Genomic DNA, 13,129 nt, shown 5'->3' on the forward strand with positions numbered 1-13,129 from the left:
TGGCTAGGGGCGGGTGATTTTCCGAGCTTGATGGCGAGCTAGCCCCTCAGCCAATACCACAAGGCTCACACCCAGCAGCGCCAGGTCCTTGATCAGGAAACTGCCCGCGCGATTGAGCCAGGGGAATCCGCCTGAAGCAGCCTCCCAGATCGGCACGGCCAGCATGATCGACAGTGTCGTGACGAAGGTGAGCGTGCACAGCGCTCCACCGGCAATGGCTGCCCTGACCGACCATCGGCTGGCTATTAGCAGCATGGCGGCCAGTATCTCCACCCCCCCCAGCAGGTAGGATGTCCCTGCCTCGCCAAATACTGCGTACAACCAGGCCAGCCAAGGCGTCTGGCTGATGAGCGGCTTGAGCGCCTCGACTTCGATGAAGGTGAACTTGAGCAGGCCGATCATCAACATGGGCATGACCACGCCCAGCACAGCGATGTGCCTGCCTATTTGCAGCAGTTGCTGCGGGAGCGATGCGGTACGGGTAACGGGAGAGGTCGGATTGTCGGTTGGGCTCATGATGCGCACTCCTGGATGAGAGGCACCGAGCGTGTCGCTCGCGGATTAACGACCATTTAACGGGTGGGTAGGATCTGGCCCTGCTTGTTGTAGGAATATTCTCTGAATTACCCGATGCACCTGTTCCCGGAACAGGCGCACCGGGCATGGTCGCCTCAGGCGGCTATTTCACTATGCGGCTCGAAACTGTCGGCCCGGGCCATCTGCCACATGCGTGAATAGAATTGCCCGTTGACCTCACCGGTGAGCAACTCGCCTGGCTTGAGGAACACGTGCATCTGCGAAAACAGCTTGATCTCGGTGGCGGAGATACGCCGCACCAGGTGCTTGGCCTCCAGCTGTGCCGGGTGTTCCAGGCCTGCCGCGGCAAGCATCTCGGCCAGGGCGCGCAAGGTGTTGTGGTGGAAGTTGAGCACGCGTTGGGCCTTGTCTGGTACCACCAGCGCGCGCTGGCGTAGGGCATCCTGGGTCGCTACACCGGTGGGGCATTTATTGGTGTGGCAGCTCTGCGACTGGATACAACCAATGGCGAACATGAAGCCGCGAGCCGCGTTGGCCCAGTCGGCGCCGATGGCCAGTACGCTGGCGATGTCGAAGGCGCTGACGATCTTGCCGCTGGCGCCGAGCTTGATCTTGTCGCGCAGGTTCAGGCCCACCAGGGTGTTGTGCACGAACAACAGACCTTCGCGCAATGGCACACCGATATGGTCGGTGAACTCCACCGGTGCGGCGCCTGTGCCGCCCTCCTTGCCGTCCACCACGATGAAGTCCGGCAGGATGCCGGTTTCCAGCATGGCCTTGGCGATGCCCATGAATTCCCAGGGGTGGCCCAGGCAGAACTTGAAGCCCACCGGCTTGCCGCCGGACAGCTCACGCAGGCGGGCGATGAACTGCATCATCTCGATGGGCGTGGAGAAGGCACTGTGGCGCGATGGCGAGATGCAGTCTTCGCCCATCAGCACGCCGCGGGTGGCGGCGATTTCCTCGGTCACCTTGTGCTTGGGCAGGATGCCGCCGTGGCCGGGCTTGGCGCCCTGGCTCATCTTGATCTCGATCATGCGCACCTGCGGGTCGCGCGCCTGTTCGGCGAAACGCTCGGGGTCGAAGCGCCCGTCCGGGGTGCGGCAGCCGAAGTAGCCTGAACCCAGCTCCCAGACCAGATCGCCGCCATTCTCGCGGTGGTAAGGGCTGATGCTGCCTTCGCCGGTGTCATGGGCGAAATTGCCGAGCTTGGCCCCCTGGTTGAGCGCTCGGATGGCGTTGGCGCTCAGCGAACCGAAGCTCATGGCCGAAATGTTGAAGATCGAGGCCGAGTACGGCTGGCTGCACTGCGGGCCGCCGACGGTCACGCGAAAGCTTGCTGGATCAGCCAGGGGCGCCGGGCGCATGGAGTGGCCGATGAACTCGAAGCCTGATTCGTATACGTCGATCAAGGTGCCGAAGGGCTTGTCCGACGCTTCGTTCTTGGCCCGGGCATACACCAGCGAACGCTGGGCGCGGGAGAAGGGCAGGGCATCGCTGTCGGCTTCGAGCAGGTACTGGCGGATTTCCGGGCGAATCGCTTCGACCAGGTAGCGGATGTTGCCGAGGATCGGGTAGTTGCGCCGCACCGCGTGGCGTTGCTGCAGCAGGTCGAACAGGCCGATCAGGCTAAGCACGGCGGTGGCGAGGGTGAACGGCCACAGCCATTCGTGGTGCAGGAAGGGCAGGCTCGCCAGGGTGAACAGGACACAGGCGGCGAAAAAGGCATAGCGACTGAGAAGTGACAGGCTCATACGGGGTCCTTGCGGATGGCTCGGTCAGGCTCAGGGCCTGGGCAGGCCCCGACCATAGCTCCATTGGGTAGCGCATTGCCAGCCGATAGCGGGCCGGGAAGATGAAAGATCAGTCATCGGCGCTGGCCTTTGGGAGCGGACTTGTCCCGCGATGCGGTCGTATGGATTCAGGCGATATCGCGCAACAGGCGCTGCCGCCACGCCTCCTGCTCTGCGGACGATGCCTCCAGCAGATACTCGTAGCGCCCCGCCACCCGTGTGGCCACCGGCACGCCGTCGCGGTACAGCAGCCGGTTGCCGACCACCGCAGGCACCTTGCTGCCTGGCAACAGCGTCCCCAGCAGATTCAACGGATCACAGGCGCTGATCATCACCAGCCCGCCTTCCGCTGCCCGGCGTCGTACCTGGCGCAGCAGCGCGACCGCCTCCGGCAGGGCGAACTGCTCCCCTGCCAGCCCGGCAATGAATCGCCCGCCGCGGATTTCGCCCCGGGCCTCCAACCGGTGGTAGCAACGCAACAGGTCGCGCCAGGGAGGCAGCACGTCGCTCTCGCGCTCCAACAGGCGCCAGCAGATCACGCCGTAGCGGCGTAGCAAGGTCCGGGCAACGTGTTCCAGGCGTTGGTCGGCGTCCGGCATGGTATTGCCACGACGCAGCAACGCCCAGCGCCCAGCCTGAGCCATGTCGCTGGCCATCGGCGGGCGCCCGCGACGGCTGTTGCGTGAGGTGCGCTTGGCGGCGGGTGTGATCAGGCTGCGCAGGCCCGTGAAGCTGTCGGCTCCGACCAGCCCGGCGCCCACCAATTGCTGCAATGCGGTTTCCAGTTCGCTGGGCAGCAGGTGGGCTTCCTGGGTGAGCTCGTCGAAGAACAGGGCGCCCTGGGTCTGCAGTGTCTCGTACACCCGTTGCGCCCGTGGCGCCAGGTCATCGAGCGCGGGCATTGGTGCCAGGCTGCGCCAGAGGCCCAGGTACTCGCGCGGCAACAGTACCAGCGGTGTGCTGGACAGGGTGCTGCTGGACAGCGTCGTCGCCAGGCGGCTCCAGGCCCATTGGCCACTGCGGCAGGCATCGTCGAGCCAGTGCGGGCTGTAGTCCTTGATCCGGGCGGGCAGCAGTTCGGCCTCCCAGGCCCCAGCCGCGCTGGGAAAGCCTTGCAACTGGCCGAGTACTTCGGCCACTGCCTGCGGCCCTCTCAAGCGTTCGTCGGCCGCCAGGTGCTGCCAGTCGAACAGGAAGCGCATGTAGTCCTGCAGGGTCACCGGCTCGATTTCCCGGCGCAGGCGCTTGACCGTGTAGCGATGGATGCGCGCCAACAGATGCCGCTCGCACCACTGCAGGGTCTGCTGGCCAGGGCTGAAGTGACCGCGTAGGACATAGCCTTCCACTTCCAGGCGGACCAGGGCCTGTTCGACATCACTGCCGGCCAGGCCCAGTGGTGCAGCAATCTGGGCCACCGTCAGCGGGCCGAAACCGCTGAGCCGCGCGCGCAACAGCTCGACCAGCGCGGTATCTCTTTCCAAAGGCTGGTCGAACCCCGGCAGCAGGCCCAGCGAAGGTTCCAGACTGGCATCTGGGTAGCACGCCAGCAGCAGGCTCAGGCGTTCGCGCGCCAGCCACAGGGCCGTTTCGCCGCTGCGCAGCAGGCACGCACGGCCTGCCTGGGCCAACGGGGCAAGCAGGCCTGGCCAATCGTTGCCCAGGTGGGTTTCCCCGGCACTGATGGCGCCCAGGCTCATCAAGGCTTCGTGCATCTCGTCGGCATTGCCCGGTTGTGGCCAGGCCTCGGCCTGCACGGCGGCGATGGCCTCGATATCCAATGCCCCCAGGTCATCGCCACTGTGCACTTCGTTCCAGCGCCGGTTGAGTACCGCCTGGGTCCGGCGCTCCTCTAGCGGGGCATCGTCCAGGAAGGTATAGGGCCGGGCATTGAGAATGGCCGCAGCCAAGGGAGAGGGTGCGGGCAGGTCGCGGGCGAGCAAGCGTATCTCGCCCTGTTCCATGCGTCGCAGCAGGGCCAGCCAGCCTTCGCTGTCCATGGCCTCGTGCAGGCAATCGTCCAGGGTCTGTTCCACCAGCGGATGGTCCGGAATCTGCCGTTCGCCGGCGATGTTTTCCAGGCAGGCGATCTGGTCGGGGAACACCGCCGCGATCAGGTCTTCGCTCTTCATCCGCTGGATCTGTGGCGCCACCTTGCGCCCGCCGACATAACGCGGCAAGGCCAGGGCTACGGCGGCGTTCCAGCGCCAGCGCACGCCGAACAGTGGGGCGTCGAGCAGGGCCTGGACCAGGATCGGCTCGGCGCTGCGGCTGGCCAGGTAGCGCCAGACTTCATCGAGCTCGAAGCTGTGGCTGGTGGACAGCGACAGCACGATCGCGTCTTCGCTGGCCGCGGCCTGCAGCTCGAAGTTGAAGGTACGACAGAAGCGTTTGCGCAGCGCCAGCCCCCAGGCGCGGTTGATCCGGCTGCCGTAGGGCGAATGGATGATCAATTGGGTGCCGCCGGTTTCGTCGAAGAAGCGTTCCATCACCAGCGTTTCCTGCGAGGGCAGGGCGCCGAGCACCCGCCAGGCCTGCCCGAGATAGTCGAGCAACTGGCTGGCGCTGCCTTCTTCCAGCCCGAACGCCTGCTGCAACCACGCCAGTACCGGTTCGAATTGTCCGCCGCTGGCCTGCAAGCGTTCGTCGACCTGCGCCTGCAGGCGGGCGACGGCGGCGGACAACTCATCGCTGCGCCCCGGAGCCTCGCCGAGCCAGAATGGAATGGTCGGCGGTAGGCCATGGGCATCTTCGACTCGTACCCGGCCAGGCTCGACCCGCAGAATGCGATAGGACGCGTTGCCCAGTTGGAAGATATCGCCGGCAATGCTTTCCACGGCGAAGTCTTCGTTGACGCTGCCGATGTTCAGCGACTGGGGTTCGAGCAGCACGGCATAGTCGGCGGTCTCGGGAATGGTGCCGCCGCTGGTCAACGCCGTCAGCTGGCTGCCGCGGCGCCCGCGCAGGGTGGCGCTGACGGCATCGCGGTGCAGGTAGGCGCTGCGCACGCCCTGGCGGCCGTTGTAGCCCTCGGCGAGCATGCGCAGCAGCGCCTGGTAGTGCGCTGGGTCCAGCCCGGCATAGGGCATGGCCTGGCGCAGGCAGTCGTACAGGGCCTGCTCCGGCCAGGGCTGGTTGCTCACTTCGGCGACGATCTGCTGAGCCAGTACGTCCAGCGGTGCGCGGGGTATCTGCAGTTGATCGAGTTCGCCCTGGCGCACACCTTCGAGCAAGGCCACGCATTCGATCAGGTCGTCCCGCGAGGTCGGGAACAGTCGCCCTTTGGGAGTGCCTTCGACCTGGTGCCCGGAGCGTCCGACACGTTGCAGAAACGCCGAGATCGAGCCGGGCGAGGCGATCTGACAGACCAGCTCGACTTCGCCGATGTCGATGCCCAGCTCCAGCGAGGCGGTGGTCACCAGCACCTGCAGCTGGCCTGCCTTCAGACGCTGTTCGGCTGCCAGGCGGTGTTCCTTGGCCAGGCTGCCATGGTGCGCCGCCACGGCATCCTGGCCCAGGCGCTCGCTCAGGTGCCGGGTCAGGCGTTCGGCCAGGCGCCGGGTGTTGACGAACACCAGGGTGGTGCGATGCTCTCGGGCGAGCGCGGCGATACGGTCGTAGACCAGGCCCCAGACATCGGTGGCCATTACCGCCCCCAGCGGTACCGGCGGGACTTCGATGGCCAGGTCGCGGTGGCGCGCATGGCCGACGTCGACGATGGCGCACGGACGCTGGTGACCGACCAGAAACTGCGCCACCCGCTCCACGGGGCGCTGCGTAGCGGACAGGCCGATGCGCCGCAGGGGCCGGCCGCACAGCGCCTGCAGGCGCTCCAGGGTCAGGGCCAGGTGACAGCCTCGCTTGTTGCCGGCCAGGGCGTGGATCTCATCGACGATCACCGTGTGCACGGCTGCCAGGCCTTTGCGGCCGGAGGCCGAGCCGAGCAGCACATAGAGCGATTCGGGCGTGGTCACCAGGATATGCGGTGCCAGCTTGCGCATGGCTGCGCGTTCTTTTTGCGGTGTATCACCGGTGCGCACGGCAGTGGTGATGCGCGGCGCCTTCAACCCTTGATCTCGCAGCGCCTGGCCGATGCCGGCCAGCGGCAGGTCGAGGTTCAGGCGAATGTCGTTGGACAGCGCCTTGAGTGGCGATACATAGACCACCTGGGTGTGCGGGGGCAGCTCGCCGCCATGCTTCAGGCCTTGGCGAAACAGCTCGTCGAGCACGGCCAGGAAGGCACTCAAGGTTTTGCCTGAGCCCGTCGGCGCAGCGAGCAGCATCGACTGGCCGGCGTGAATCAGCGGCCAGGCCCGGGCCTGGGCGTCGGTGACCGTGGCGAAGTGCTGCCGGAACCAGGCGCCGATGGCGGGGTGGAACAGGTCGAGCACGGGGTGCTGCTGGGCTGGGAGGTTCATGTGTTGTTTATGGCGGGTGAAGGTCGGGTTGGCAAGGGGCCGTTCGTCCTGGACCGTCTGCCGCGGCCCTTCTGTAGGAGCGGGCAGCTTGTCAGCCCCCGACGTGCATGGGATCCTTGCCCGCCGTCTTCCGTTGTCCAGCGAGCCCCTCAATGTCCAAGACCATCCGTATCGCCGCCGCCCTGCTGATCGACCCGCAAGGCCGTACCCTGCTGGTTCGCAAGCGTGGCACCCAGGCGTTCATGCAGCCCGGTGGCAAGATCGATGCTGGCGAGTCGCCCCAAGCGGCGTTGGTGCGTGAGCTGCATGAGGAGCTGGGGCTGCGGTTGGACCCCACACAAGCGGTCTATCTTGGCCAGTTCAGCGCACCGGCCGCCAATGAGCCAGGCTTTGAAGTCCAGGCCGAGCTGTTCCGGGTCGACAGCGCCGAGGACGTCGCCCCGGCAGCAGAGATCGAAGAAGTGGTCTGGCTGGCCGCTGATCAGGCCCCGGACCTTGAGCTGGCGCCCCTGACCCGCGACTTGATCCTGCCGCTCTATCGCCAGGTGCTCAACGCACCGCGCTGACGCCGTCGAGGGTCGAGAACGAGGTGTCCTTGGCCGTCAGCAGGAAGTCGCGCATGTACGGCGCATCGAGCATGTCGGTGCGCACCGCAGCGTGGAGCGTGGCGAACAGGCCCTTTTCGCCCAGCCGCTTGCCCTTGACGTAGCCCCGCGAGCTGTACTCGTGCAGTGCCCAATGGGGAATGCCGCATACGCCACGGCCGCTGGCCACCAGTTGCATCATCATCACGGTCAGCTCCGAAGTGCGCACCGCAGCCGGCTCGATATCGGCCGGCTCCAGGAAGCGGGTGAAGATGTCCAGGCGGTCGCGCTCCACCGGGTAGGTGATCAGGGTCTGGTCCAGCAGGTCCTGGGGCACGATATAGGGCTTGCCGGCCAACGGGTGCTGGTTGGCCACGGCGAGCATCGCCTCGTAGGTGAACAGTGGCACGTAGGTGATGCCGGGCAGGTCCACCGGGTCGGAGGTCACCACCAAGTCCAGGTCGCCACGGGCCAGGGCCGGCAGTGGGGCGAAGGCGAAGCCTGAGGCCAGGTCGAGCTCCACTTCCGGCCAGGCGTCGCGGAACTGGTCGATGGTGGGCATCAGCCACTGGAAGCAACTGTGGCATTCGATGGCCATATGCAAGCGCCCTGCAGTGCCGCCCGCCAGGCGTGCGATATCGCGCTCGGCACCACGCAGCAGGGGCAGAGTGGCGTCGGCCAACTGCAGCAGGCGCAGGCCGGCGCTGGTGAAGCGGATCGGCTTGGACTTGCGCACGAACAGGGTCATGCCCAGGCGCTCTTCCAGTTCCTTGAACTGGTGCGAGAGGGCCGACTGGGTCAGGTGCAGGCGTTCGGCAGCTTCCACCAGGCTGTCGGCCTCGCGCAGGGCATGAAGGGTTTTCAGGTGGCGGATTTCCAGCACAGATGACTCCGGGGGTAACACTGGATAATGGATGCAGATGCTTGAGTTTCCCTCATGTTGTGCGTTGCTGTCGAGTACGGCGCAGATGACCGCCCGGCAGCCTTAATCAAACTGTCATGGTTTTGTGGCAGCGCGCTCGAAGGGATTTCATCAGACTCGCGCTCTACTGGGGATCTGCATTCTGGTGTTTCTTTCATGCGGGCTTTATTGGTCTTTTTATTCTTGTTGGTCAGTGTGCCGGCCGCTGCGGCGGCTCAGCGCTGCGACGCCCAGGTGCCGGTGCAACGGGCCGAGCTGGGCGAGCTGAGCGTGGTCTACCAAAGCGTCGGTGCGCCGTCGGACCCTGTATTGCTGCTGGTCATGGGCCTGGGGGGGCAGTTGATCCATTGGCCCGACGATGTGGTCGAGGCCCTGTGCCGGCAGGGTTTTCGCGTCATTCGCTACGACAATCGCGATGTCGGCTTGTCACGCTGGAACCAAGCGCCGGCCTCGGCCAGCCTGACCGTAGAATTGCTGCGCTACAAGCTGGGGTTGCCGGTGGTTGCACCCTATACCTTGACCGATATGGCCACCGACGGCTTGCGGCTCATGGATGCGCTGGAGGTGGAGCAGTTTCATGTACTGGGGGTCAGCATGGGTGGCATGATCGCCCAGCATCTGGCAGCCATGGCTCCACAGCGCGTGCGTAGCCTGACGCTGGTGATGTCCAGTTCCGGCGCCGCAGGCCTGCCGGCGCCCAGCCCGGCGCTGGTGCAACTGTTGGCGCGCCGCGATGCGCCCAACCGGGCTATGGCCATCGAGCACCAGGCCGACCTGCTGGCCGCCTTGGGCAGCCCCGATATCGCCGACGAGCGCGCAGCGTTGCTGCAACAGGCTGCGGACGCCTATGACCGGGCGTTCAACCCGGACGGCGTCAAGCGCCAGATCATGGCGATCCTCGCCGAGCCCAGCCGGGTGGCGCTGCTCAACCAACTGCGCGTGCCGACGTTGGTGGTGCACGGCACGGCCGATCCGCTGTTGCCGGTGATGCATGGGGTGCACCTGGCGGCGCATATCCAGGGCAGCCAGCTGCGATTGATTCCGGGCCTGGCCCATCGCTTCCAGGAGCCGTTCAAGGGGCCGTTGCTGGCGGCGGTGCTGCCTTACCTGAAATCGCATCGCCAAGCGCCAAGGCACGTGGCAGGGCTTCTGTAACCGGACCGTCACAGACCCTGTAGGAGCGGCCTTGTGCCGCGATTGGGCCGCAACGCGGCCCCAGCTGTTTCAATGAAAGCGCATCCACAAAGTGACCAACACCGTCGCCGCCACCAGCCAGGCCACTGTGGCCAGGGCCAGCGAGGCCTCCAGGCGCATTCTGTCGACCAGCACGTACAAGGCCGCCAGGTAGATGAAATAGGGAATGATCGACCACATGCCGAATAGGATGGTGGTCTTCAGGTCCGCCAATGACCGGCCCTTGCCGACGATGTAATGCGCGATCAGGGCGAAAGTCGGAAACAGTGGCACCAACCCGGCGATGTAGTAGTTGCGCGTCTTGGAAAGAATGGCCAGGAGCACCACGACGGTGGCGCCCAGGCTGGCCTTGAGTATCAGGTCCACGTTGGCGTTCCTTGGTTCAGCTCAGGCCGTATTTCTTCACTTTGTCGAACAGGGTGGTCTTGGCCATGCCCAACTCCTGGCTGGCCTGGCTGAGGTTGCCGCCGGTGCGTTGCAGGGCGTCACTCAGCAGGTTGCGCTCGAAGGCCTCCACTGCCTCGGCGAACCCCAGTCCTTGGCTGGTGCCGCCCGCGCTTTTCTTGAAGGCCGGCAGGCCAAGGGCATGGCGCTCGGCGACGTTGCGCAGCTCACGCACATTACCGGGCCAGTCATGGGCCATCAGGCGCGACACGGTCTGGCTGTCGAGCTCCGGCACTTCGCGGTCGAAGCGCAAGGCCGACTGCTGGAGGAAGTGCTCGAACAGTTGCAGGATGTCTTCGCGGCGCTCGCGCAAGGGCGGCAGTTCCAGGGTGACCACGTTCAGGCGGTAGTACAGGTCGCTGCGGAACTGGCCGGTCTGGCCCATGGCGTCCAGGTCAGATTTGGTGGCGGCGATCACCCGGCAGTCCACCGGGATGCTCTGGTTCGAGCCCAGGCGCTCCAGGGTGCGTTCCTGCAGCACGCGCAGCAGCTTGATCTGCAGGTTGATCGGCATGCTCTCCACTTCGTCCAGGAACAGCGTGCCGCCATTGGCATGTTCGATCTTGCCGATACGCCGCTTGCCGGCACCGGTGAAGGCGTTGGCTTCATGACCGAAGATCTCGCTTTCGAACAGGTTCTCCGGCAGGCCACCGCAATTGAGCGCAACGAAGGGCTGGCCCTGGCGCCGACTGAAATCGTGCAGGCAGCGGGCGACCAGCTCCTTGCCGGTACCGGTTTCGCCTTCGATGAGCACGTTGGCCGAGGTATCGGCGACATTGGCGATCAGTTCGCGCAGGTTCTGCATAGCCGGCGAGCGGCCGATGATGCGGCCCTCGAGGGTGGTCTGGCCAGCCAGCTGGCGCCGCAGGGCATGCACTTCACGAGACAGGCCGCGTTGCTCCAGGGCGCGGCGCACCACCTCCACCAGGCGCTCCGGGGAGAACGGTTTCTCCATGAAGTCGTAGGCGCCGTTGCGCATGGCACCGACAGCCATGTCGATATCGCCGTGGCCGGTGATCAGCACCACGGGCAGGCTGCGATCGCGCGCCTTGAGGCGGCCGAGCAGTTCCAGGCCATCCATGCCCGGCAGGCGGATGTCGCTGACGACGATACCGGCGAAATCGTCGCCGATGCGTTCCAACGCCTGTTCAGCGCTGCCCACGCCTTCGCAGGCGATGTCCTCCAGCGCCAGTGCCTGCTGGCAACCCAGCAGCACGTGGGGGTCGTCTTCGACGATCAGGACGGTCAAGGGTGCTTGGTTCATGGGGACCCTTTATTCATAGTGGTTCAGCCGATGTGCCGGTGGGCGTGACCAGGGGCAGGGCGAGGACGAAGGCGGTACCGCCGCTGGCGGGATGCTCGACGCCCAGGGACCCCTTGGCGGCGGCGGCAAGGCTCGCCGACAGGGTCAGGCCCAGGCCCAGGCCGTGCTCGCCGGGCTTGGTGGTGAAGAAGGGTTCGAACAGGTGCTTGCGGGCCTCGGCATCGATGCCATGGCCATTGTCGCGCACCCGCAGGCGGTATTTGTCGCCTTGTATTTCGCCTTCCAGCCAGAGTTGTGGTTGGGGCTGGCTGGCCATGGCGTCCAGGGCGTTGCCGATCAGGTTGACCAGGATCTGCTCCAGGCGGGTCTGGTCGATGGCCAATAGCTGGTCTTCGAACTGGCGATGCAATTGCAGGTTGCAGCGGGCGATGCGGTTGCCCAGCACCTGCAGGCTGGCCTCCACGGCCTTGTGGAGCGAGGCCTGGCCGCTGTCGTCGCCGCGCCGGGCGAAAGAGCGCAGGCTGGCGGTGATACGCCCCATGCGGTCGATCAGGTCGTTCATGGTGCGCAGGTTGGTACTGGCGGTTTCCAGGGCGCCGCGTTCGAGGAAGCGCACGGTGTTGCCCGACAATGTCCGCAGGGCGGCCAGCGGCTGGTTGAGCTCATGAGCAATGCTGGTGGACATCTGCCCGATGGCTGCCAGCTTGCCGGCCTGCACCAGTTCGTCCTGGGCGTGACGCAAGGTCTGTTCGGCATGCCGGCGCTCGCGAATCTGCCCCTTGAGGCGTTCGTTGCTGGCGCGCAGGTCGGCGGTGCGCTCGGCGATGCGCCGCTCCAGTTGGCTGTTGGCTTCTTCCAGGGCTTCGCGAGCGGCAAGGCGGGTGGCGATTACCTTGCGCCGTTCGTTCCAGGCGATGGCCAGGATCGTCAACAGGGCGAAGGCCACGCCCACCAGGATGCCCTGTACCATGGATTCGCGGTGCAGGTCCTGCAGCGGCGTGAGCAGGGTGAAATGCCAGGGGGTATCGACCAGGCGCCGGGTCTGGGCCAGGTAGGCCATGTTCTGGGGTCTGCCCTGGCCGCTTTCGCTGTTGGCGGGGAAGGTGAGCTTTTCTACGCCGTCGGCCAGGGTTTCGCGGGCCAAGGGTTGCAACTCGTTCAGCGGCCACCAGTAGTACTGCAGGCTGCGCGCCAGGCGTTCCTTGATCTGCGGGGTGAGTGGGCGTACCGACTTGAGCCGGCGGGCCGGGTCGCTGGAGAGGATGATGATGCCGTTCTCGTCACTGACGAACGCCTCCAGGCGCGCCCGTTGCCAGCGCTCCTCGAGGGTGTCCAGACGCACCTTGATCACCGCCACGCCGATGATCTTGCCGTGCTCCTCCAGCCCGTGGGCCAGGTAGTAGCCGGCTTCGCCGGTGGTGCTGCCGATGCCATAGAAGCGGCCAGGCTCGCCGCGCACGGCATCCTGGAAATAGGCGCGGAACGACAGGTCCTCGCCCAGGAAGGAGTCGGCGTCGCGCCAGTTGCTGGTGGCCTGGACCCGGCCGCTGGTGTCGAGTACGAAGATGGCCCGGCTGCGGCTGCGGCGGTTCAGGCCTTCGAGGTATTCATTGACGGTCTGGCGATAACCACCGTCGGGGTCGGTGAGCAGGCGCGAGACGCTGTCTTCGAGCTCCAGCAAGCTCGGCAGGTAGGTGTACTTGCTGATTTCGCTCTCGACCGTGCGCGCATGCAGCTCGAGCTGGCGCTCGCCGTTTTCGCTCAGGGTGCGGATGCCGTTGCTCTCGCTGATCAGGTAGCCGGCCAGGCCCAGGCCGACCATCAACAGGATGATCAGCGGCGGCAGCAGCAATTGGCGAATCAGGCGGGATTTCACGACAGGTTGGGCAGGGCGAAGGAGCGAGGGGTCGCATTTCATCACAGTGGCCTTGTCACGACCAGCGTCCGCTGCCCGGGTGCACCGGGCAGCGGCACGA

At 65.8% G+C, this 13,129-nt stretch carries 9 protein-coding genes; 2 read left to right on the forward strand and 7 right to left on the reverse strand.

Annotated elements, in window-relative coordinates; genetic code table 11:
- Positions 1–3: 3 nt before the first annotated feature.
- From ACNFCI_RS12980 to ACNFCI_RS12990, 3 genes are all read right to left on the reverse strand, one after another.
- The gene (locus ACNFCI_RS12980) at positions 4–516 is read right to left on the reverse strand and encodes a YkgB family protein (RefSeq protein ID WP_416768009.1); all 513 of its coding nucleotides are present in this window, start codon (positions 514–516) and stop codon (positions 4–6) included.
- Between the two features lie 155 nt (positions 517–671).
- Positions 672–2,291: an FMN-binding glutamate synthase family protein gene (locus ACNFCI_RS12985; protein ID WP_084855985.1), complete on the reverse strand. Its 1,620-nt coding sequence runs from the start codon at positions 2,289–2,291 to the stop codon at positions 672–674.
- A 167-nt stretch (positions 2,292–2,458) separates the two neighbouring features.
- Positions 2,459–6,745: a DEAD/DEAH box helicase gene (locus tag ACNFCI_RS12990; RefSeq protein WP_368829668.1), complete on the reverse strand. Its 4,287-nt coding sequence runs from the start codon at positions 6,743–6,745 to the stop codon at positions 2,459–2,461.
- Positions 6,746–6,897: 152 nt separating this feature from the next.
- Between ACNFCI_RS12990 and ACNFCI_RS12995 the strand changes: the two genes are divergently transcribed.
- Positions 6,898–7,311 carry an NUDIX hydrolase gene (locus ACNFCI_RS12995; RefSeq protein ID WP_084855988.1) on the forward strand — a complete coding sequence of 138 codons (414 nt, stop codon included), beginning with the start codon at positions 6,898–6,900 and terminating at the stop codon, positions 7,309–7,311.
- Here the strand turns inward: ACNFCI_RS12995 and metR are convergent.
- Complete coding sequence (gene metR, locus ACNFCI_RS13000; RefSeq protein ID WP_084855990.1) at positions 7,295–8,212, reverse strand: transcriptional regulator MetR; 918 nt, start codon at positions 8,210–8,212, stop codon at positions 7,295–7,297. The genes ACNFCI_RS12995 and metR overlap by 17 nt on opposite strands.
- Positions 8,213–8,407: 195 nt before the next feature.
- Between metR and ACNFCI_RS13005 the strand changes: the two genes are divergently transcribed.
- On the forward strand, positions 8,408–9,406 hold the full coding sequence (locus ACNFCI_RS13005; protein WP_368829669.1) for an alpha/beta fold hydrolase: 999 nt from the start codon (positions 8,408–8,410) through the stop codon (positions 9,404–9,406).
- Between the two features lie 69 nt (positions 9,407–9,475).
- On the opposite strand, the gene ACNFCI_RS13010 is transcribed toward ACNFCI_RS13005, so the two are convergent.
- Genes ACNFCI_RS13010 through ACNFCI_RS13020 form a run of 3 tightly spaced genes read right to left on the reverse strand, consistent with a single transcriptional unit; the run spans position 9,476 to position 13,071 of the window.
- Entirely contained in the window at positions 9,476–9,802 is a 327-nt protein-coding gene (locus tag ACNFCI_RS13010) for a GlpM family protein (protein WP_368829702.1), read from the reverse strand.
- Between the two features lie 25 nt (positions 9,803–9,827).
- Positions 9,828–11,153: a sigma-54-dependent transcriptional regulator gene (locus tag ACNFCI_RS13015; RefSeq protein WP_368829670.1), complete on the reverse strand. Its 1,326-nt coding sequence runs from the start codon at positions 11,151–11,153 to the stop codon at positions 9,828–9,830.
- Positions 11,154–11,166: 13 nt separating this feature from the next.
- Complete coding sequence (locus ACNFCI_RS13020; protein ID WP_084855997.1) at positions 11,167–13,071, reverse strand: sensor histidine kinase; 1,905 nt, start codon at positions 13,069–13,071, stop codon at positions 11,167–11,169.
- Positions 13,072–13,129: the final 58 nt, after the last annotated feature.

Origin of the sequence: Pseudomonas sp. NY15356, assembly GCF_048068175.1 — a bacterium.
In the GTDB taxonomy this organism is placed as follows: Bacteria; Pseudomonadota; Gammaproteobacteria; order Pseudomonadales; family Pseudomonadaceae; genus Aquipseudomonas; species Aquipseudomonas putida_K.

Coding starts and splice junctions, on each gene's coding strand:
- ACNFCI_RS12995 (WP_084855988.1), top strand. CDS start 6,898: ATGTCCAAGACCATCCGTATCGCCGCCGCCCTGCTGATCGACCCGCAA.
- ACNFCI_RS13005 (WP_368829669.1), top strand. CDS start 8,408: ATGCGGGCTTTATTGGTCTTTTTATTCTTGTTGGTCAGTGTGCCGGCC.
- ACNFCI_RS13020 (WP_084855997.1), bottom strand. CDS start 13,071: ATGAAATGCGACCCCTCGCTCCTTCGCCCTGCCCAACCTGTCGTGAAA.
- ACNFCI_RS13015 (WP_368829670.1), bottom strand. CDS start 11,153: ATGAACCAAGCACCCTTGACCGTCCTGATCGTCGAAGACGACCCCCAC.
- ACNFCI_RS12985 (WP_084855985.1), bottom strand. CDS start 2,291: ATGAGCCTGTCACTTCTCAGTCGCTATGCCTTTTTCGCCGCCTGTGTC.
- ACNFCI_RS12990 (WP_368829668.1), bottom strand. CDS start 6,745: ATGAACCTCCCAGCCCAGCAGCACCCCGTGCTCGACCTGTTCCACCCC.
- ACNFCI_RS12980 (WP_416768009.1), bottom strand. CDS start 516: ATGAGCCCAACCGACAATCCGACCTCTCCCGTTACCCGTACCGCATCG.